We start from the raw sequence: 20,495 nt of genomic DNA, 5'->3' as shown, positions 1-20,495 counted from the left end.
GTGGGGGTGGTTGGGGTGGTTGGGGTGGACTTCGGCATGTGGATCTCCGTAGTGATCGGAGACCCAGGTGTCAGCGATGATCGGCACCCAATTTCGGCGGCCCCGCCTGGACCCGGCTGCCCGACGGCGAGTGGTACCTCCACCTCTTCGCCCCCGAACAGCCCGACCTCAACTGGCAGGACCCCGACGTCCCGGCCGAGTTCGAGTCGATCCTGCGGTTCTGGTTCAGCCGGGGCGTCGACGGCTTCCGCATCGACGTCGCCCACGGACTCACCAAGGACTCCGAACTGCCCGATCTGCCATACACGTTGACGGGCGCGGCGGACGGGGAGCACGTCGCCCATGTCGAGCACCCGCACTGGGACCGCGACGACGTCCACGACATCTACCGCACCTGGCGCAAGATCGCCGACGAGTTCGACGGCGACCGCGCCTTCGTCGCCGAAGCCTGGGCCGACACCCCCGAACGCCTCGCTGCCTACGTTCGCCCCGGCGGCCTGCACACCGCGTTCAACTTCGACTTCTTCATGGCCAGTTGGGACGCCAAGGACCTCCGCACGGTCATCGACGACTCCCTCGCCATGCTCAACGGCGTCGGCGCGCCGGCCACCTGGGTGCTGTCCAACCACGACGTCACGCGCCACACCAGCCGCTACGCCCGCGGGACGGTCAAGCGATGGGTGCCCAACGTGCCCTACCTACCCGAAGGCCCCGCGGACCTGGACCTGGGCACCCGCCGCGCCCGAGCCGCCACCCTGCTGATGCTCACCCTGCCCGGCGGCGCCTTCGGCCGCCGGATGTCGCACCCAGCCACCGGCGGCCGCGCGGCCGGTCCGGCGGACGTAATCCCGGCTGTGTGCACGTTCCGCCGGTTTCAGCCCTTCACGGTGAGCACCACACGTTGGTATGAGGTGAGCGCCGGTGAGCCGTTGTCCGTTGTCTGCAGTATCAGGTGAATCGTCTGGCCGGGCACCGCGTCCTGGGGCACGTTGAGCTTCGCGATCTGTCGGCGCGCTTGTGAGGTCTGGGTGAGCGCAACGGTGCCCGGGTAGGTGTCCGCATCGCTGTATTCCCACCACGTGCTGGTCAACCGGTCGCCGTCTGGGTCATGGGAGAGTCCGTTGAGAACGACTGACTGGCCGCGGGCGACGGTCCGGTTCAGCGGCCCGGTCACCTCGACGGTCGGTTCGTGGTTCACCTTGGAGTGCTTAGGAGTGACGGTCCACTTGAGCCTGGCGGCGAAGTCCAGCTGAGCGGCGCCGAACCAGCGGCTTGCAGCACGGTTCGTGGACGACTGGCCGCTCGGGTCGGTGTCGGGTCCGTTGCGTCCGCCCCAGCCGCCGTAGCTTGGATCGGTGTAACCGCGCAGACCGTTGTCCAGCAGGTTCATGAAGATCGAGGTGTCGCGGCCGACCACAGTGCCTGGAACCGGGTGACCGCGGACCGCGTGCGGCGGGCGGCGGGCCACGGACAGAGTGCGGTCCGGGAGGGTCGTCCAGATGGCGGTGCCCTGGAACACCCGGGCCGGCCCGGACAACCGCAAGCCCGCCCTGCACCACATGACCGACCTCGGTGACGTGGAGAGTCCGGAACCCTCCGCCTTCAAGGACTTCATCGGCGCCGACTACCACGGCAAGGGCGTCACCCACCTCGACGCACTGTGTCACATCGCCTACCGGGGGTAGCTCTACGACGGCCGGACGGCACACGAGCTCGTCGATGCCTCAGGCGCCCGCTTCGGTGCGGTGTCGGCGCTCGGGCCCCTCGTCACGACCGGTGTGCTCCTCGCCTTCCCCGCCGTCGTCGGGATCCGCTGGCTGGAGCCGGGACAAGCGGTGCACGCAAACGACATCATCGCTGCGGAGAAGGCGCTCGATGTGACGATCGGCGAGGGCGACGCGGTGCTGATGCGCTCCGGGCATGTCCGTCGCCGCGGGGAACTCGGTTCCTGGGACCCCGACACGGCGAGCGCCGGCTTCCAGGTGGACGCCGTACCGCTGCTGGCCGAGCGTGGCATCGCGCTGCTCGGCGGGGACGGCGACAGCGATGTACGGCCCTAGCCCGTGGACGGCGTGCATTCGCCGGTCCACGCGCTGGCGGTGGACGCGATGGGGGTGCCGCTGTTGGACAACCTCGACCTTGAAGAGCTCTCCGCAGCGACCGCCTAGGCGGGGCGGCATAAGTTCCTGCTCGTCGTGGCACCGCTGAACGTCCCGGGCGGGACGGGCTCGCCTGTAATCCCCGTCGCCATCCTGTGACAACGGACCAGTCCGGTTACCGTGCGTGAGAGATCTTACGAACCGTGACTCATATCCCTGATGCCCGTATCCTCGTCGATATCGGATAATTCCGAAATGTGGACTATCTAAGGTGTGAGCGAGGCTGAGCGTGGTTCGGTCCGGCGGTGAACCAATACCCACGGGGCGTGCGACAGAGGGCAGGGGTCCCGCCCGTTTTCGTGAGCGGTTCCTGCAGGGCGAGCCGGTCGAGGCGGGTGTGCGCACGTCGATCCTGAATTCCTGGCAGCGGTGCCGGTCCATGGGGCTGTCGCCGGACCAGTCCGACCTTCCCTTCCGGGAGGATTTCGATCCGGACGCCCGGCTCGTCCACGCGGCCGTGCCGGTGCTCGACCGGCTGCAGCTCCTGTTTGCCGGCAGCGCGATGAACATCTCCGTTGCCGATGCGAGCGGGACGGTTCTCCTGCGGCGTTTCGGAGAGACGTCGCTGGCCCGAAGCCTCCCGGCGATCCAGAGCGTCCCAGGATTCGTGTTCGCCGAGCAGGTCGCCGGTACCAACGGCATCGGTCTTGCCCTGGCGGAGCGGCAACTCATCCGGGTCTACGGTGCCGAGCACTTCGCCGAGCGCTCCCAGGGCAGCGCCTGCCGCGCGCTTCCTGTCCGCGACCCGCTCAGCGGCCGCATCGAGGGCGTCCTGTGCTTCGGCTATCCGCGCAGCGCCGAGGATCCGGAGCTGGACATCGTGATACGCAGGGCGGCCGAGGCTATCGAGCGGCGGCTGCTGGGGCAGAGTTCCGCGCGTGAGCACGCTCTGCTGCGGGCGTACCAGGACACCGCAGCCGAAGCCGCCGTTGGCCTTTACCGCAGCATCGGCGTGGACGAACTGGCCCTCGAACTGCACCCCCGTGACCGGGCGATCATCATCGAGCAGGCCGCCGAACTGATCTCCCGCGCGCAGCGGGCCGCGGTCGAGGTGTCCCTGCCCGACGGCTGGCAAGTCACGCTCGTGAGCCGACCGATGACCAGCGCCTCCGGAGTGGAGGGCATCGCCATCGAGGCCGTCCTCCCCGCCGAGCTTGCCGTCGCCCTCGCCCCCCTGACGTCCGGGGCCGTTCCCGGCGTCGCGGCGCCCGGGCATCTCTCCGTCACGGCACCCGGCCAGGTCGCCGCGGGCGGCGAGGGCGTCACGACCGCCGACGTCGACGGCGCGACGGACGGTCACCGCGACTCCCCGCTTCCCGCGAGAGGGCTCGTGATGGTGGGGGAGCCGCAGGTGGGGATGTACGCCTTGGCCGCGCGACGCCGCCTGGAGCTGCTGTCCGAGGCCGGCACCCGCATAGGCACCACCCTGGACGTGCGCCGCACCGCCGAGGAACTCGCCGAGACAGCGGTGCCGCGGTTGGCCGACTTCGTCACCATCGACCTGCCCGAGCCCGTACTGCGCGGCGAGGAGTCCGCCGATCCCCGCAGTGACCTGCGCCGTACGGTGGTCCACGGCATCCGCGACGACTGTCCCTTCCACCCCGTCGGCAAGCAGGTCGACTATGGCCCGACCGCGCCTCAGCTGCGGTGTCTGACCAGCGGGGAGGCAGTGCTGGAACCGGACCTGAAGGTCGCCGCGGGCTGGCTCGCGCAGGATCCCGAGCACACCGAACAGCTGCCGAGCCACGTCCACTCCCTCATCGCGGTGCCCTTGGTCGCCCGCGGTGTCGTCCTGGGCGTCGCCTCTTTCTACCGCTCGCAGGACCCCGCCCCCTTCGGAGACGACGACCGCTCGCTGGCCCGGGAACTCGCCACCCGCGCCGCGCTGTCCATCGACAACGCCAGGCGCTACACGCGCGAACGCACCATGGTCCTGGCCCTGCAGCGCAGCCTGCTCCCGCACGGTCTACCCGACCAGGACGCCGTCGAGGTCGCCCATCGCTACCTGCCCGCCGAGTCCGACGTCGGCGGAGACTGGTACGACGTCATCCCACTGTCCGGCACCCGCATCGGCCTCTTCGTCGGCGACGTCGTCGGCCACGGCATGCTCTCCGCCGCCACGATGGGCCAGCTGCGTACCGCCGCACGCAGCTTCGCCGAACTCGACTTTCCCCCGGACGAAGTGCTCACCCACCTCGACAACCTCGTGGGACGCCTGGACCGGGAGGACCCCGCTTCCGACGGCGTCGGCACCATCGGTGCGACGTGTCTGTACGCCATCTACGACCCGACCTCGCAACAGTGCACCATGGGCCGCGCCGGACACCCCCCGCCCGCGCTGGTGCACCCCGACGGCAACGTGTCGTTCCCCGACCTGCCCGCCGGACCCCCTCTCGGCCTCGGTGGCCTGCCCTTCGAAACCGCCGAGATCCACCTCCCGGAAGACAGCCAACTGGTCCTCTACACCGACGGACTCATCGAGGACCGGCACCGAGACGTCGACGTCGTCCTCGACCAGCTGCGCGGGGCCCTGGCCCACCATCCAGAGCGCTCGCCCGAGGACACCTGTCAGGCGATCCTGGACACCGTGGCGCCCGCCCATCCGTATGACGACGTCGCTCTGCTCGTCGCCCGCACCCACGCCCTCGACCCGGATCGGATCGCCACCTGGGACCTGCCCGCCGACCCGGCACTCGTCAGCGAGGTCCGCGCCTCCGCCACCCGGCAGATGGCCGACTGGGGGCTCGACGAAGCCGCGTTCGCCGCGGAAATGATGCTCAGCGAGCTGGTCACCAACGCCATCCGCCACGGTGCCGGGCCCATCAGAGTACGGCTGCTCCACGGCCGCACCCTGGTCTGCGAGGTCTCCGACACCAGCAACACCGCCCCGCACCTGCGCCGGGCGGCCACCACCGACGAGGGCGGCCGCGGCCTCTTCCTCGTCGCGCAGCTGTCACAGAGCTGGGGTACCCGCTACACCCCGGAGGGCAAGGTCATCTGGGCCGAATGCGGGCTCGACGGTGCGTGAGACCCGAGCGCGGCACTGAGCCGTTGGGGGCACGAGAGACGGCAAATGTCTGATATCTAGCTATATGTCCGGCTAGCATCTCTCATGACAGTCGGGAACAACTCGCCAGGCCGATCACCGGAGATGTCCGTGGAACCTCTGGTCCGCGTCCGCGGGCTCGCCAAGCGGTTCGGCGGGACCCTCGCGCTGGCCGGGGTCGACCTGGACGTCCACGCCGGCAGCGTCCTCGCCCTTCTCGGTCCCAACGGAGCCGGAAAGTCGACGCTCATCAAGGTGCTCGCCGGCGTCCACCACGCCGACGCAGGGCGGATCACGGTGGACGGGCACCCGCTCGGGAGTCATGCCGCATCCCGCAGCATGTCCTTCATCCACCAGGATCTCGGTCTGGTGGAGTGGATGACGGTCGCCGAGAACATCGCCCTGAGCGCCGGGTATCCGCGGCGCGCCGGCCTGATCTCCTGGCGGCGGAACCGAGAGCACTGCGCCGAGGCCCTGCGCATCGTCGCCGGACACCTCGATCCCGACGCACCGATCGCCCGGCTCGCCCCGGCCGAGCGTTCACTGGTCGCCATCGCACGAGCACTGGCGACTCGGGCGAAGCTCATCGTCCTCGACGAGCCGACCGCCCGCCTCCCCGCCGCGGACTGCGCCCGGCTGTTTCGTGTCCTGCACGCACTGCGCGACAGGGGGCACTGCATCCTCTATGTGAGCCACCGTCTGGACGAGGTGTACGAGGTCGCCGACACCTTCGCCGTCCTGCGCGACGGCCGTCTCGTCAGCCACGGCGCACTGGCGGGCCGGAGCCCTGCCCGTCTGGTGCACGACATCGTCGGCGAGGAGCTGACCGACCGCCACCCCGCCACGGCCCCGGTCCCCGGCCCGGCCGTCCTGACCCTCGACGGCGTACGGACCGCCGACGCGGGACCGGTCAGCCTGGAGCTCAGGGCCGGGGAAGCCCTGGGCCTGGTTGGCCTCTCGGGCGCCGGACACAGGGACCTGGGCCGAGCCCTCGCGGGTTCCCGGCCCGTCCTCGACGGACGTGCCCTTCTCGGCGGACGCCCGTACAGTCCCCGTACGGTCGTCCAAGCCGTCGGACTCGGTGTCGCCTTCGTACCCGGTGACAGACAGCGGGAGGGCTGCCTCGCCGAGCTGACCGTACGGGAGAACTTCCTGGCCAACCCCCGGGCGGGAGGCCTGCCGACGCTGCGCTGGATCAGCCCCCGCCGCGAACGTGCCGAGGCCGCCACCCTGATCGAACGGTTCACGGTGCGCCCCCGCGACAGCGAGGCCCCCATCGCCACACTGTCCGGCGGAAACCAGCAGAAGGTCATGATCGGCCGGTGGCTCCGGGTGGGCCTGCGTCTGCTCATCCTCGAGGAGCCGACCGCGAGCGTGGATGTAGGCGCCAAGGCCGCGGTCCACCGCCTGCTCGACGAGGCACTGGCCGGCGGCCTTGCGGTCCTGCTCATCTCCACCGACTTCCAGGAGGTCGTGGACGTGTGCCGGCGCGCGCTGGTTTTCGCCCGCGGGTCCGTGACGGCCGAGATGAGCGGTCCGGCCCTCACCGTCCCCGGGCTCACCCGTGCGGCTTCGGTCATGCCCCCCTCCGGAACCGCGTCGAACCCGTGACCCCCTCGCCCCGGCCGCGACCGCATCGACAGGGCCGACTGAGCGGACTCGGCCGACGAGGCAGGCCCGGTCTCCCGGCCCGATTGCCCGGCCCGGGTGGGCACCTCATCGGTGCTTACGGCCTTCTGGCACTCACGGCCCTGCTCTTCCTGATCTTCTCCTTCACCCTGCCGCGTACCTTTCCCACCCGGGACACCGTCGACTCGATCCTTTCCAACCAGTCGATCCCGGCCGTTCTCGCGCTCGCCGCCATGGTCCCCATCGTGACCGGCGCGTTCGACCTCTCCATCGGCTACGGCCTCGGCCTGGCGCACGTGATGGTGATGCAGCTCGTCGTCAACGTCGGGTGGCCCTGGCCGCTGGTCTGCCTCGCGGTGATCGGCGGAGGGGCGGTCGTTGGCGTCCTCAACGGCGTCATCGTCGAGTTCGGCCGGATCGATTCCTTCATCGCCACTCTCGGGACCGGCAGCATGATGTACGCCGTGACCGGCTGGATCACCGGCGGCGGCCGGATCGTCCCCGGCCCGCAAGGCCTCCCGGCCGGCTTCACCGACATCTACGACTCCAGGTTCATCGGCCTTCCGGTCCCCGCCTTCTACGTGCTCGCCCTCGCCGTAGTCCTCTGGGTGGTGCTGGAGCGGCTGCCGCTCGGCCGGTATCTGTACGTCGTCGGCTCGAACCCGCGCGCGGCCGACCTCGTCGGCATCCCGACCCGCAGGTACAGCGTCTACGCGTTCGCCGCTTCGGGGCTGATCGTCGGCTTCGCCGGTGTACTGCTCGCGTCCCAGCAGCAGATCGGCAATCCGAGCGTCGGACTGGACTACCTGCTGCCCGCCTTCGTCGGCGCCCTCCTCGGCTCCACCGCGATCAAACCCGGCCGCCCCAATGCGATGGGTACCCTCGTCGCCGTCGCTGTCCTCGCCGTGGGCCTCACCGGCATCGGCCAGATGGGCGCCGACTTCTGGACGGTCCCGCTGTTCCACGGCGGCACCCTGCTCATCGCCGTCGGCCTGGCCGGCTACTCCGCGCGCCGCCTGCGCACCGGCACCGTCGCGGCCCGCGATTCGCCTGCCGTACCGCCGGAGCTGCCGTCCTCCCCGACGCAGGACGGTGGCGCAGCGGGCGCCCCTCCATGAACGACGTCATGGGCACCACCCGAGTGCTCCCGGCCGCATCCTCCCGCTCATCTCCGCGAGGAGCTCCCGTGCACTGCAACCGCAAAGCCACCCCCGGCGCGCTCAAGGCTCGGTCCGTCGCCACCGCCCTGCTGGCTGCGGCAACCGTCCTTGCCGGCTGCGAACGCGGCTCGTCGAGCGCCCCGGAGGGCTCCACCACGGGACCGAGCGGCTGCCCTGCGGCCCACGCAAGGGCCCAGGCCGCCGTCAGACAGGCGGAGAAGACCGACGTCCCCTGGAACGGACCGACCAGCGGCCCGCCGGCGGTGTCCGGCAAGACCATCGTCTACGTCGCCCAGGCCATGACCAATCCCGGCGTCGCGGGCGCCGCGAAAGGCGTGAGCGCAGCCGCACGGGTCATCGGCTGGAACGTCCGGGTGATCGACGGTGGCGGTACCCCCGCCGGCATCCAGGCGGCGATGAGCGAGGCCGTGGCCCTCAAGCCCTCGGGCATCGTCATCGGCGGCTTCGACCCCAGCTCGACCTCGCAGCAGGTCTCGCGGGCCAATGCGGCACGCATCCCGCTCGTCGGCTGGCACGCGGTCGCTTCCCCCGGCCCCAGCCGGCGGCCCAGGCTGTTCACCAACGTCACCACCAACGTCGAGGACGTGGCCAGAGTCAGCGCGCAATGGGTCGTCTCGAACTCGGGTGGCCACGCCGGGGTCGTGGTCTTCACCGACGCCTCGATCCCCTTCGCCAAGAACAAGTCCGAGTTGATCAGGAAGGAGCTCGTCACCTGCTCCGGCGTGAAGCTGCTGGCGTACGAGAACATCCCGATCCCGGACGCGAGCAGCCGCACCCCACGGGAGATCTCCTCGCTCCTCTCCCGGTTCCAGAACAGGTGGACCCACTCCGTCGCCATCAACGACCTCTACTTCGCCGATGCCGCCCCGGCCTTCCGCGCGGCCGGCAAGAAGGGTTCCGGACCGCCCTTCAACATCGGCGCCGGAGACGGCGACCCCTCCGCCTTCCAGCGCATCATCAGCGAGCAGTACCAGGCGGCCACCGTGCCCGAGCCGCTGTCCCTGCAGGGCTGGCAGATCGTCGACGAGTTCAACCGAGCCTTCTCCGGCCGTCCCGCCAGCGGATATGTAGCCCCCGTCCACATCACCACGGCCGACAACAGCGACGGTGCCACGACCTGGGACCCGTCGGGCTACCGGGAGGCGTACCGGAAGATCTGGGGCACCTGACAGCGGCGTCAGGGACTGGTCAAGGGGTGTACTCGGTGAGCAGGAGTGCGATGTCGTCCATCCTGTCCGTGGACCGGCAGGCATCCTGCAGCAGCCCATCAGCCAGATCCTCCAGGCTGTCCCCGCCCATGCGGGCCAGGGAGGCCCGGAGCCTGTCGATTCCGGAACCGATGGCCGAGTCACGCCTCTCCACCAGCCCGTCGGTGTACAGGGCGAGGATCGATCCGGGCGCGAGGTGCAGCTCCGACTCCGGAAGGTCGGGCATTGCCTCGACCCCGATCAGAGGGCCGCCCGGTATGTTCAGGATTTCGGTGTGTCCGTCGGGCAGACGCAGCAGGGGCGGGCAGTGACCCGCGCGGACGATGCGCACGACCCCCGAACGGGGGTGGAGGAGGGCGTAGCAGCAGCTGGCGAGCAGCGCGGGGTCGAGGTCCATATGGAGCCGGTTGGTACTGGCGAGGACGTCGCTCGGCCGATGGCCGGCGGTGACGAAGGCCCGCATCGCGCTGCGTAGCTGTCCCATGGCGGCCGCGGCGGCCACGTTGTGTCCCTCGACGTCCCCGACGATCAACGCGACCTCGTCACCGACGGGGATGACGTCGTACCAATCGCCTCCGATGTCCATCCCCCTGGTGCCCGGAACATAGCGCCCGGTGACGCGGAGGCCCGGCAGCGTGGGCAGCCGGTGGGGCAGCAGCGCGTTCTGCAGGCCGCGGGCGAGGGCGAATTCGGCGTCGTAGAGCTTGGCGCGTTCGAGAGCCTGGGCGATCAGGCCGCCCAGCGCGGTGAGGAGGCCGCGCTCCTCGTCGGGGAACCGGTGGACGTCGTCGAAGGCGAGCATGCAGGCGCCGACCGGGCGGTTGGAGGCGATCAACGGCAGGAACGCCCAGGAGTTCGAGTGGCCGACCAGGGTCCCGGGTTAGGTCTCGAGGAGCTCCTCCGGGGTCTCGACGAACAGCGGGGCCCCGGAGGTCAGCGCGTCCGTCACCGGCAGCCGGGCATGCAGCGGGGTCCCTTCGAAGCCGGCGAGGAAGCGCTTCGAGTAGCCGCGCTGCGCGAGCAGGTGCAGGCGCTGCTCCTCCACGACGGCGATCGCCAGCTTCTGGCCGCCGAAAGCGGGCAGCAGGTGTGACACGTGATGGCGGCGTGATGGCAAACCGTGGCCGCCCGGCGGCCGGTCTCAGGCGGCGTGATCTTCTGATGCCGGGCCGGTCTGGTGGCGGTGTTTACGGTCGGCGCGTGTCAGGGCCTTGTCGATGGCGGTGACGGCGTCGCGGGCGGCGTGGGGTAGCAGGTGGCCGTAGAGGTTGACGGTGGTGGACAGCGTCGAGTGGCGCAGGTCGTGGACCCCGATCCGGGGCAGGCCGAGCTCCTCAGAGCGGTGGCGCAGCTCGGACAGGATGACCTGCGGGCGCAGCGGGGAGCCGTCTGGCTGGCAGAACACCAGGCCCTCCAGAGGGGTGCCCGAGGGCTGGCCGGCCCGGGCTAGGGCGGCCTGGCGCTCCAGCGCGGTGGCGACGCGCGGGGACAGGCTCACCCGGTTCCGGCTCGCCTTGGGTTTCGGGTGGCCGAGGTAGGGCCGGTTGTTGTTGACGGCCGTGAGGTTCCACCGCACCAGCAGGGTCTTCTCGGGCAGGTGGACGTCGGTCCAGTGCAGGCCGAGGGCCTCGCCGCGGCGCATCCCGGTGCCGAGCAGCAGCTCGCACAGGTTCGCGACCTGGTCGCCGTAGTGGGTGTGGTTGTGCCGCAGGAAGGCGGCCGCCTGGGTGGGGTTCCAGCAGATTCGTTCCTGGGTCGCGGGCCGCGGTGTCATCGCATGTCGGCACGGGTTGTCGGCGATCTATTGGGCACGCACGGCCGGGCCGAGCGGGCTGGAGAGGGTGGCGCCGATCCGGTAAATGGTCGTCCGCCCCCGGTCGCGGGCGAGCTCGGCCTCCTGCCAGGCGGTGATGTGGCGCGGTCGCAGGCCTTGGAGGGTGATGCGTCCGAGGGAGGGGATGAGGTCGGCGCGGACGTGGTCGCGGTAGCGGACGAACGTGGTGGGCTTGAGCGTCTCCTCCTTGGTGCGCATCCTTGGTGCGCAGCCAGTCGGTCAGGTAGGCGGCGAGGATGAGGTCCTCGTCGACGTACAGGCCGGTGCGGTCGCATGCCAGGGCGCGCTCCAGGGCCGCGTGGGCGGCCTTGCGGGTGGGGAAGCCGCTGCGGCAGTGGGGCTTGCGTCTGCCGTCGGCGGATGGCAGGTCGACGGCGAAGGCCCACGAACCGTGCGGGGAACGGCCCTTGAGTTTCGGACCGGCCGCGCCGAACTGCCGACCGTCGGGCCGGCGGCAGCCGCAGCGCCGGTAGAGACGACCGCGCTCGGGAGTGCGAGGAGCCATGGTGCTCACCTCCGGTGGGGGAGTGCGTTGGCTCCACCGCGACGGCGTCATCGTCCGGCGCGTCAGCTGGCGGATCATGGCGTACTAGGGCGGTGCCATTCCCCTCGCCATCACAAGACACGCGCCACCATCGTTGAGCAGCAGCCGAGTCCCTGGCCCGCCGCATCACCGAACTGGTGCCAGCGGCACTCGCACAATCTCGGCAGCCCATTGAGGTCAGCGCCGTCGACCCGCGCTGGGCCACGGAGCTGCGCTCAGCCATGGAGAGCCTCGTCCTCGAGCTCAAGACCTGCCTGGAAGCCGGACCGAGAGCAGATAGCCGGGAACAACAGGGTGGACAGGCAACCCAGGGCGGATCACTGAACCTGCCTGACGGCGACGTGGCACAAGACGCTGCGCTGCGCACCTGGCACAGCCTGCTGGGGGCCCTCCTGGCGGCGGGCAGCACTACCGCGAGCGGCATCATCGACGCCGCGCTCCACAAGCATCCGGAAACTCCCGGCGCCGTAAAAGTCGCCGTGCTGGCCGCCCACGTCCTACTGGAGACCGATGCCGAGGCGAACTGGCCCCGTGTGAAAGCATTCACGGCACCCGACACGGATCTTGGCCGCAGCCTGGCCGAGGCGTGTGCCCAGACTGAAATCCACAAGCAGATCCAGGGTTCCCTCAATGAGGCCGAGCTTGTGGGGTTGTACTTGTGGCTCAGCGACCAGTGGAGAGACGGACTGCCTCGGGAGCTGAGCCGACGGGCCACCGCGGAGGCCGTCCGCCAGCTGCGACACCTGTCGGACCAGTATCCCGACCGCCTTTCCGTCGCCGCGGCCTTCGTCGCGGCAACGAAGCAACACGCCGCCGCGACCTGGAGTCAGGTGCGTCTGGAAGACGTCATACGAGTCCTGCAGGACCCTGCCCGGCGCGTGATCCGTACAAGTACGGATCTCCTCGACGCCGTGTACGAAGTCCTGGACCAAGTAGGCAGCGAGCTTCCCTCACACGGTGAGCTGCTGTGGGACCGGACACCCGGCAAGCGTTCTCGGACGAAGCCTACTTCGACCACGGACGCCGAGTCCGTCCCAGAGGCCTGGCGCCCCAAGCCTGAAGCAGCCCTGTGCGCCTACCTCGCCCACGAACTGACCTTGCGGCTGGGCGGGCACCGTGTCGCGGTGAACCGGGAGGTGCTGATTCACCCCACCGATGCATACGGCGCAGGTGATCGTACCGACATCCTCATCGACGCCTTGTCTTCACCCGGCGACGAACTCGGCTCCACTCCCGGCGGGCCCGTGAAACTCGTCATCGAGGTCAAGGGATCCTGGAATCCAGGCCTCGCCACCTCGCAGGCAGAGCAACTGGCAGGACGATGCTTTCCCGAGGCAATGACGGACGTGGGCATCTACCTCGTCGGTTGGTACCCAGTCGAGCTCTGGGCGCCGAGAAGGACAGCCGCAGGACGCGGGCGAAGAAGCTGGAGCGCGAAACACTGTTATCCGATCTGCAGGCCCAAGCGCTGCGCCTCGCCCAGGCAGACGCGATTCCCCTTCGCCCCATGGTGATCACCATTCCACGGCCGCACAGGCAAGCCGACGTCTGAGCGCCGTGTGGTGATCCGCCGCTCCGGGAGACCGCACGAGCGGTATCACGGGTGGCTCCGTCCTCAGAGGTGATGGCGCATCACTTCGATGCAGGCGGCTCGGGCTGCGTTTGACCGGTCGCGGGGATAGGCGGAGTCGAGGTTCATGCTGTCGTCGGCCGTGAGGGGCTGCTGCTGCCAGGCGAGATTCATCTGTGCGTCCGTCGCCGTCGCAGACCGGCCGCATGCCGCAGTGCGTGTAAAAGCGGCAGCTCCAGGCGATGGTGAGGTTGCTGACCTGGCTGGCGGGCCGAGGGGACGGCGGGGCGTAGATGCGATCGCGATGAGCGGCCGCCGCGCACGAAGCCGTCATGAAGGAGCGCATCCCCTAAACGGTCTGTATGGCAGAGCGTGACGGAAGTGCTTGCTGTCAGCTACCCCGTATGGTTCGAACCTGCGCACGACGCCAACGGGATCCCAAGACCGCTGCGGCACGCCCCTCACCTGCGGCAATGCCACGTGAGGGCATGCCGCGGACGAGAGGTGATCTTCCTCGTTGGCTGACTTTCTGTGCACCAGAGGTAGTTCCACAGGCAGGGCTAATATCGCCCTGACCTGCGAGAACCCAGAATGTGATCTGGTGCCCCCGGGGTGGCACCGACAGCATCTGTGCGGTCCCACACTGGCCGTGAGCTGGTGCTTTCCGGGACGGTAGCGGTGCCGAAGATGCCCCGGCGGCGCCACCGTGGGAATGGTTCTCGGTGAGCGCCCCGGGCGAAACAGTGCGCGACGTATCTGCAGACCTCCGTGACGCTCCGTCGAATGCCGGTATCCGTGTCGGGTTTGAGGTGTGGGTGCGGCGTGGTTGGGCGCTGGTGGTGGCGTCGGTGGCTGCGTATGCCTCGTATGTGCATCAGCGGGCTTTTGCCTTGCAGGGTGGGGCGGATGCGGTGAGTGCGACGCTGTGGCCGTTGTCGGTGGATGGGCCCTTGTCGCTGGCGACGGTGGGGCTGCTCAACTCATCCCGCAGTGAGGGGCGTCGGGTACGGACGGTAGTGTGGCTGGCTTCCTCCTCGGCATTGCGGTCTCTCTGGCGGCGAATGTGGCAGCATCGCCCACGGTCTTCGTACGCGCTGCGACCGCCGAGGGTCATGCCGATGGCGCCGTCAAGGCATGGATCCGGCACCTCAGCGAGGGGTCGGGGCCACCGTGCCTTGTGCGCGCAGCACGGCGATGTCGTCCTCGGTGACGCCGAGTTCGGTGAGCAGGGCGTCGGTGTGCTGACCGAGTGCGGGGATCCCACCCATCGGTGGCTCGTAGCCGGCGATGACCGGAGGTGGAAGCAGGGCGGGTACCTGACCGTGAGGTGTGTCGATCCGGCGCCACCGGTCGCGGGCCAGCAGATGTGGATGGGCTATGACCTCGCTCGGTGTGTTGAACCGGGCATTCCCGATGCCTGCGGCATCCGCGTCGCTCTGCACCTGCGTCAGGTCATGGCGTGCGCACCAGTCGGCGATCTCCTTGTCCAGGAACTCTCGGTGCGCGACCCGGCCGGAGGCGGTACGAAAGCGTTCGTCGTCGGCCAGGTCGGGCCGGCCGAGAAGGTCACGCGCGAAGCGCCGCCATTCGCGGTCGTTCGTCGTGCCCAGCACGACGGTCTGGCCGTCCGCTGTGCGGTAGGCGCCGTACGGCGCCACCGCGGGCGAGCCCATGCCGACCGGCTGCTGGTCCACACCCGTGTGCAGCGTGTAGGTGAGCTGATACCCCATCAACTCCGTCATCGTGTCGAACAGGCTCACCGCGACCGCGGCGCCGCCGCGACCATGGCCACGCTCCTTGCCGCAGAGCAGCGCCAGAACCGACAACGCGGCATACAGGCCGGTGCACACGTCGGCCATCGGCGGGCCGGGCTTGGCCGGCGCACCGGGAAAGCCTGTCATCGCGCATGCGCCCGACTCCGCCTGGGCCAGCAGATCGTAAGCGCGCTTGTGGGACAGCGGGCCTCCCGGCCCGTAGCCGTCGATCTCCACGGCGATGAGTTCCGGATGGCTGACGGCCAGGTCGGCGGGCGCGATTCCGAGCCTCGCCGTGGCACCGGGAGCAAGATTGGAGACCATCACATCGGCGCGGTCGAGCAACCGGTGGAGTACCGCCATCCCGGCCGGATCCTTCAGGTTCAGCGTGACCGACTCCTTGCCCCGGTTGACCCATACGAAGTGCGCCGCCATGCCGCCCACCACGTCGTCGTAGTGCCGGGCGAAGTCACCGCCTTCCGGGTTCTCCACCTTGATCACCCGAGCCCCGAAGTCACCGAGGGTCCGGGTGCAGATGGGAGCCGCCACCGCCTGCTCCAGGGACACCACCGTGATGCCCGCCAGTGGCCCGGCCGGCTTGGCCGCGTCGTGACCGCTTGGTTCCGGTTCGGATCGTTCCGTCCGCTCGGCGTCTGCCACGTTCACCCGATCACCCTTCAGGGTCCGGGGAGGAAAGCCGGGCCTCGCCATAGGTTTCTCCTCGACCTTGTCGTACCTGCTGTGCCATACGCGTCGGTGCTGTGGCCCGCGCCGCCCGCCTCATGCCTACTCCGTCGTGGTCGGTCCGGTGAACCGCGGAGCGCGTCCGGCCAAGAACGCGGCGCTGCCCTCGGCGAAGTCCGCACCGGCCAGCAGTCGCGGCTGTGCCCGTACCTCCTCGGCGAGTACGGCGTCGAGTTCCGCGGACCAGGACGCCAGGGTCCGCTTGGTCTCCGCGATGGAGGACGGAGCGGTCAGGTCCGGGGCGTCGTGGCACCCGGGCGGATGGAGCGTCAGCACCCGTACCGGCCCGTCGTCCTCCACGAGCACGGCCGCGCCTGAGGTCCGGTCGCTCACGGCGGGCCCCTGCCGGCCCACGACCGCACAGCGACGGCCGGTCCCCTTCCCCGTACGGCCCGGTGGCCTCGCGCGCCTCGCTCACGGGGCCGCCCGCGCCGCCCGTCACGCGTGCTCCCGCAGCAACTGCCTGCCCACGATGAGCTTCTGGATCTCGCTCGTCCCCTCGTAGATGCGGAACAGTCGCACGTCCCGGTAGAAGCGCTCGACGGGAACGTCGCGCATGTATCCCATGCCGCCGTGTATCTGGACGGCACGGTCGGCCACCCGGCCCACCATCTCGCTGCAGAACAGTTTCGTGGAGGACGGCGCCAGCCTGCGGTCCTCGCTCGAGTCGTACGCGCGGGCCGCCTCAAGGACCATGGCGCGGCCCGCATACATCTCGGCGTGCGACTCGGCGAGCATGGCCTGGACGAGCTGGAACTCGCCGATGGGACGTCCGCCCTGCCGGGTGACCGAGGCATGCGCGACGCTTTCGTCCAGGATGCGCCCGGCCAGCCCCACACACATCGCCGCGACGCTCAGACGTCCCCTGGCCAGTGATCGCATGGCGGTGCGGAATCCCTCTTCTTCGCGTTCTCCGACGAGGGCACTCGCCGGAAGGCGTACGTCGTCGAAGAAGACCTCCGCGCTCAAGGCCCCCGACTGGCCCATCTTGTGGTCCCGGGGACCGACAGTGAGACCCGGGCTGTCCGCGTCGACGGCGAAGACGGAGATCCCTTCGGCGCCCGTGCTCTGCGGCCCGGTGCGGGCGAACACCATGAAGACACCGGCGAGCGGGGCATTGGTGATGAACCGCTTGCTGCCGTTCAGGACATAGCCGCCGTCCCCGTCGCGTACGGCACGGGTCCTGATACCGCTGGGGTCCGAGCCCGCCTCCGCCTCCGTGAGCGTGAACGCCGCGATCAACTCCCCGGCGGCCATCCGCGGCAGATAGCGCCGCTTCTGCTCCTCGGTGCCGGAACTCGCCAGGAGCTGGCCGGCGACCCCGTTGTTGATGCTGAACATCGAGCGGAACGCGGGCGTGGTGTAGCCGATCTCCAGGGAGAGGCGTACGTCCTCCGTCATGGAGAAGCCAAGACCGCCGTACTCCTGGGGCAGCGCGTAGCCGAACAGGCCCATGGCCGCGGCCTTCTCGCGGAGGTCCGCCGGGATCTCGTCCTTCTCCTCGATCTCGTTCTCGCGCGGGACCACTTTCTCGCGCACGAAGGCCCGCACCGCCGCCAGAACGGCGTCGAACTCGTCTGGTTCCATTGGCGTTTCGCACTCCTCGGTTGTGGGCGCCTTGTCGAGCGGGCCCCAGGGCTCGGGCTGCTTGGGCCGCGTGGCCGCTCCGGCGGCTCGGGCTCAGCGGGGAAGGAGTTCCAGGACGGTGGCGTTCGCCATGCCGCCGCCCTCGCACATCGACTGCAGGCCGTAACGGGTGCCGGTGGCTCGCATGTGGTGGAGCAGCGTCGTGGTCAGCCGGGCGCCGGAGGCTCCCAGGGGGTGGCCGAGGGCGATGGCGCCGCCGTCGGGATTGAGCCGGTCCGGATCGGCGCCGGTCTCGGCGAGCCAGGCGCAGGTCACGCTGGCGAACGCCTCGTTGATCTCGAAGGCTCCGATGTCCTCGATGCCCAGACCGGCGCGCTTCAGGACCTTCTCGGTGGCCGGGATGGGGCCGGTCAGCATCGTCACGGGGTCGACTCCGAGGACGGCGAAGGAGTGGAAGCGGGCGATCGGACGCAGGCCGAGTTCGCGGGCCTTCTCGCCGCTCATGACCAGCAGCGCCGAGGCACCGTCCGATATCTGCGAGGAGTTGCCGGCCGTGACCACGCCGTCCTCGGTGAACGCGGGCTTCAGACCCGCCATCGTGGCGGCCGTGCCGCCCCGCCGTACTCCCTCGTCCGTGTCGACGGTGCGTACGGAGCCGTCCTCGTCCGTCACGTCCACCGGCACGATCTGGGACTTGAACCGCCCCTCGTCGATCGCTGCCGCCGCGTTGGCGTGCGACCGGAGGCTGTGCGCGTCGAGTTGCTCCCGGCTCAGCCGCCAGCGCCGCGCGATCTCCTCCGCGCCCAGCCCCTGGCTGAACCGTGAGACGCCGTACCGGGCCTGCACGGCAGGGCCGAAGGGTTCGCCGGGGCCCCGCTCGCGGCCGGAGCCCAGCGGTACGCGGCTCATCGACTCCACGCCGCCCGCGACCACGATGTCGTACTGGCCGCTCATCACTCCCGCGGCGGCGAACTGCGCGGCCTGCTGCGAGGATCCGCATTGCCGGTCGATGGTGACGCCCGGCACTTCCTCAGGCCATCCGGCGGCCAGGACGGCGTAGCGGCCGACGCAGCCGCCCTGCTCTCCGATCTGTGAGACGCAGCCCCACAGCACGTCCTCGACCAACGCCGGGTCCAGGTCGTTGCGTTCGGCCAGGGCCCGCAGCGCTACGGCGGACAGGTCTACCGGGTGAATACCGCTGAGCGAGCCGTTCCGCTTGCCCACGGGGGTACGTACGGCGTCCACGATGACCGCGTCACGCATGTCAGACCTGCCTTTCCGCCGTGTCCGGCGTGCCGGTTTCCTGTGTGCCCGAGGGGGGTTCGCCCGGGTCCCGAGGCGTCCGGGCCAGGCGGCGGAGCTCGGTTTTCAGCACCTTTCCGGCCGGAGACACGGGAAGTTCGTCGACGAAACGGACCTCTCTGATCCGCTTGTACGGCGTCACGCGCTCCGCGACGTACTCCATCAGCTCCTCGGCCATCGCGCGCGGCTCAGCGGCGGGGACCACGAAGGCGACGGGGATCTCGCCAACGGCAGGCACCGCCCTTCCGACGACCGACGCCTGGAGCACTGCCGGGTGTCCGCCGAGGACATCCTCCAGCTCGCGCGGGTACACGTTGTAGCCCTTGTAGATGAGCATGTCTTTCGACCTGCCGGAGACGTACAGGAAGCCGTCCGCGTCGAGGTGGCCGGTGTCGCCGGTGCGCAGCCAGCCGTCGACGAACTGCGCGGCGGTCTCGTCCGGGCGGCCGAGGTAGCCCGAGGCCACCTGAGGGCCCCGCGCCCAGATCTCGCCGCGCTCGCCCCGCGGCACCTTCCGGCCGGGATCCAGCGGGTCCCTGATCTCCAGCTCGGTGTCGAACAGGGGAAGTCCCTGGCTGCCCGGCTTGCGCAGCCCGGCCTTCGCGATCGGGCCGCTGGACACGGTCGCCGTCGCCTCCGTCAGGCCGTACCCCTCGATGACGGCGGCGTTGGGGAAGGCCTCTGTCAGCCGCTCCAACGAGTGCGTGTCTATGGGGGCGCCGCCCGACACCACGGCCTTGACCGAGCTGAGGTCCCGCGTGCGGATGCCCGGTGTCGCCAGCAGGGCGTGATAGAGCGCCGGGGCGCCCGGGATGTACGCGATCCGGTGCCGTTCCACCTGCTCCAGGTACGACTCCGCATCGAAGCGGCCGCTCAGGATATTGGTGGCGCCGCACAGGAGGAAGAAGTTGAGGCTGATCAGGCCAAGGGCGTGGAACAAGGGCGAGATGCACAGCGTGGCGTAGGTACCCGGTGCCAGGGCGTAGTCGCCGGAGGTCTCCACGGGGTTCAGCACCACACCGCCTTCGCTGTCGAGCCCGGGGAGCGCCCCGGAGCGCCAGCAGGCGACCTGGATGGTGTTGGCGACGATGTTGCGGTGCAGTATGCGCACTCCCTTGGGCGCTCCGGTGGTTCCGCCGGTGTACCCGTACTGGGCGACGGAGTCGGTGGGGACCAGCACCTCTGGCGGGTGGGTGCTCTGGCCTGCGACGAGGGCCTCCAGGGTGGTGCCCGCCTTCCCGAAGAGCTGTGCGCAGTCATCCGGCCTGTCGGCGGGGGCCGATGCGCTGGGCGGCACGATGACGACCAGCCGGACCGGCAGCCCGTCGATCGCCTCGGCCAGCACCGGTGCCGGCCCCGGATGGGTCACCACGGCCGCCGCGGAGCAGTCGGCGAGCTGGGCGCGCAGGGCCCTGGCCGGCTGGGCGGGGTTGGCCGGGCACGCTGTCGCGCCGGCGAGCGTGATGCCGTAGTAGGCGACGGCGAACCACAGGGTGTTGGGCAGGTGCAGGGCGACCACGTCGCCCTGCCGTATGCCGCGCGCCCTGAGGCCGCGTGCGAACGCGGCAGCTTGTTCGTACAGGCCGGTGAAGGTGAGAACCTGGTCGCCGTCGCGTATGGCCGCCCGGTCGCGGTAGCGGCGGGCCGAGCCGGCGAGTACCGCGCCGAGCGGGACATCGGGGTAGTCGAGGCGGCGAGGCAGTCCCGCGGGCCAGTAGTCGGTCATGTGCCGCTCCCTTCACGCGCCGGCCTGCGGCCGGCCATGCAGGGCTTTCGCGTGGTACGCCGGTTCATCGCACGACCTCCGCGTCGAAAAGCTTCTTGATCTGCTCGGGGTTCCGGCCCGTCTCGGCGAGGACCTGCGCTGTGTGCTCGCCCGGAAGGGGGGCCGGCCGGATGTGCCGGCGAGGGGTGGAGGAGCCGAACCGGGGGGCCGG

At 70.0% G+C, this 20,495-nt stretch carries 16 protein-coding genes and 3 pseudogenes; 8 read left to right on the top strand and 11 right to left on the bottom strand.

Annotated elements, in window-relative coordinates; genetic code table 11:
* Positions 1 to 92: 92 nt before the first annotated feature.
* A pseudogene (locus tag G5C60_RS38665) lies at positions 93 to 788 on the top strand (alpha-amylase family glycosyl hydrolase); the annotation flags it as partial.
* A gap of 86 nt (positions 789 to 874) precedes the next feature.
* Here G5C60_RS38665 and G5C60_RS38660 read toward each other — a convergent pair.
* Positions 875 to 1,390, bottom strand: coding sequence for a hypothetical protein (locus G5C60_RS38660; protein WP_165266709.1), 516 nt, complete (start codon positions 1,388 to 1,390; stop codon positions 875 to 877).
* Positions 1,391 to 1,408: 18 nt separating this feature from the next.
* Between G5C60_RS38660 and G5C60_RS38655 the strand changes: the two are divergent.
* From G5C60_RS38655 to G5C60_RS38635, 5 genes and pseudogenes are all read left to right on the top strand, one after another.
* Positions 1,409 to 2,258 (top strand): annotated as a pseudogene (locus G5C60_RS38655) (cyclase family protein); the annotation flags it as partial.
* Positions 2,259 to 2,388: 130 nt separating this feature from the next.
* The gene (locus G5C60_RS38650; RefSeq protein ID WP_165266731.1) at positions 2,389 to 5,187 is read left to right on the top strand and encodes a SpoIIE family protein phosphatase; all 2,799 of its coding nucleotides are present in this window, start codon (positions 2,389 to 2,391) and stop codon (positions 5,185 to 5,187) included.
* 123 nt (positions 5,188 to 5,310) lie between these two features.
* Positions 5,311 to 6,816 (top strand): sugar ABC transporter ATP-binding protein, encoded by a 1,506-nt coding sequence (locus G5C60_RS38645; protein WP_420907449.1) that lies wholly within the window; start codon positions 5,311 to 5,313, stop codon positions 6,814 to 6,816.
* A gap of 38 nt (positions 6,817 to 6,854) precedes the next feature.
* On the top strand, positions 6,855 to 7,952 hold the full coding sequence (locus G5C60_RS38640; RefSeq protein WP_165266733.1) for an ABC transporter permease: 1,098 nt from the start codon (positions 6,855 to 6,857) through the stop codon (positions 7,950 to 7,952).
* 68 nt (positions 7,953 to 8,020) lie between these two features.
* Complete coding sequence (locus G5C60_RS38635) at positions 8,021 to 9,184, top strand: substrate-binding domain-containing protein (protein WP_338146051.1); 1,164 nt, start codon at positions 8,021 to 8,023, stop codon at positions 9,182 to 9,184.
* Between the two features lie 19 nt (positions 9,185 to 9,203).
* Here G5C60_RS38635 and G5C60_RS38630 read toward each other — a convergent pair whose 3' ends face one another.
* From G5C60_RS38630 to G5C60_RS38620, 4 genes are read right to left on the bottom strand one after another with little or no spacing between them, the layout of a single operon-like run.
* Positions 9,204 to 10,058, bottom strand: a complete 855-nt coding sequence (locus tag G5C60_RS38630) for a PP2C family protein-serine/threonine phosphatase (protein ID WP_241267381.1) — start codon at positions 10,056 to 10,058, stop codon at positions 9,204 to 9,206.
* A 45-nt stretch (positions 10,059 to 10,103) separates the two neighbouring features.
* The gene (locus tag G5C60_RS52630; RefSeq protein ID WP_241267380.1) at positions 10,104 to 10,319 is read right to left on the bottom strand and encodes a hypothetical protein; all 216 of its coding nucleotides are present in this window, start codon (positions 10,317 to 10,319) and stop codon (positions 10,104 to 10,106) included.
* Positions 10,320 to 10,364: 45 nt separating this feature from the next.
* Positions 10,365 to 10,997 carry a tyrosine-type recombinase/integrase gene (locus G5C60_RS38625; protein ID WP_165266725.1) on the bottom strand — a complete coding sequence of 211 codons (633 nt, stop codon included), beginning with the start codon at positions 10,995 to 10,997 and terminating at the stop codon, positions 10,365 to 10,367.
* A gap of 27 nt (positions 10,998 to 11,024) precedes the next feature.
* Positions 11,025 to 11,255: a tyrosine-type recombinase/integrase gene (locus G5C60_RS38620; protein ID WP_165266723.1), complete on the bottom strand. Its 231-nt coding sequence runs from the start codon at positions 11,253 to 11,255 to the stop codon at positions 11,025 to 11,027.
* A 567-nt stretch (positions 11,256 to 11,822) separates the two neighbouring features.
* On the opposite strand from G5C60_RS38620, the gene G5C60_RS38615 reads away from it, so the two are divergent.
* The gene (locus G5C60_RS38615) at positions 11,823 to 13,115 is read left to right on the top strand and encodes a hypothetical protein (protein ID WP_165266721.1); all 1,293 of its coding nucleotides are present in this window, start codon (positions 11,823 to 11,825) and stop codon (positions 13,113 to 13,115) included.
* Between the two features lie 101 nt (positions 13,116 to 13,216).
* Here G5C60_RS38615 and G5C60_RS53365 read toward each other — a convergent pair whose 3' ends face one another.
* Complete coding sequence (locus G5C60_RS53365) at positions 13,217 to 13,345, bottom strand: hypothetical protein (RefSeq protein ID WP_277611441.1); 129 nt, start codon at positions 13,343 to 13,345, stop codon at positions 13,217 to 13,219.
* A gap of 548 nt (positions 13,346 to 13,893) precedes the next feature.
* On the opposite strand from G5C60_RS53365, the pseudogene G5C60_RS53805 reads away from it, so the two are divergent.
* A pseudogene (locus G5C60_RS53805) lies at positions 13,894 to 14,154 on the top strand (DUF2637 domain-containing protein); the annotation flags it as partial.
* Between the two features lie 165 nt (positions 14,155 to 14,319).
* Here the strand turns inward: G5C60_RS53805 and G5C60_RS38605 are convergent.
* From G5C60_RS38605 to G5C60_RS38585, 5 genes are all read right to left on the bottom strand, one after another.
* Positions 14,320 to 15,510: a CaiB/BaiF CoA transferase family protein gene (locus G5C60_RS38605; protein ID WP_241267384.1), complete on the bottom strand. Its 1,191-nt coding sequence runs from the start codon at positions 15,508 to 15,510 to the stop codon at positions 14,320 to 14,322.
* 201 nt (positions 15,511 to 15,711) lie between these two features.
* Complete coding sequence (locus tag G5C60_RS38600) at positions 15,712 to 16,002, bottom strand: Clp protease/crotonase-like domain-containing protein (protein ID WP_165266717.1); 291 nt, start codon at positions 16,000 to 16,002, stop codon at positions 15,712 to 15,714.
* 105 nt (positions 16,003 to 16,107) lie between these two features.
* Positions 16,108 to 17,256, bottom strand: coding sequence for an acyl-CoA dehydrogenase family protein (locus G5C60_RS38595; protein ID WP_165266715.1), 1,149 nt, complete (start codon positions 17,254 to 17,256; stop codon positions 16,108 to 16,110).
* Positions 17,257 to 17,349: 93 nt separating this feature from the next.
* On the bottom strand, positions 17,350 to 18,519 hold the full coding sequence (locus G5C60_RS38590) for a thiolase family protein (RefSeq protein ID WP_165266713.1): 1,170 nt from the start codon (positions 18,517 to 18,519) through the stop codon (positions 17,350 to 17,352).
* Position 18,520: 1 nt separating this feature from the next.
* On the bottom strand, positions 18,521 to 20,284 hold the full coding sequence (locus tag G5C60_RS38585) for a class I adenylate-forming enzyme family protein (protein ID WP_165266711.1): 1,764 nt from the start codon (positions 20,282 to 20,284) through the stop codon (positions 18,521 to 18,523).
* Positions 20,285 to 20,495: the final 211 nt, after the last annotated feature.

It is taken from the genome of Streptomyces scabichelini (genome assembly GCF_011045015.1).
GTDB classification, from domain to species: Bacteria; Actinomycetota; Actinomycetes; order Streptomycetales; family Streptomycetaceae; genus Streptomyces; species Streptomyces scabichelini.
Note: the sequence above shows the minus strand (reverse complement) of the source record. Positions and strands in the feature narration are given on the sequence as shown.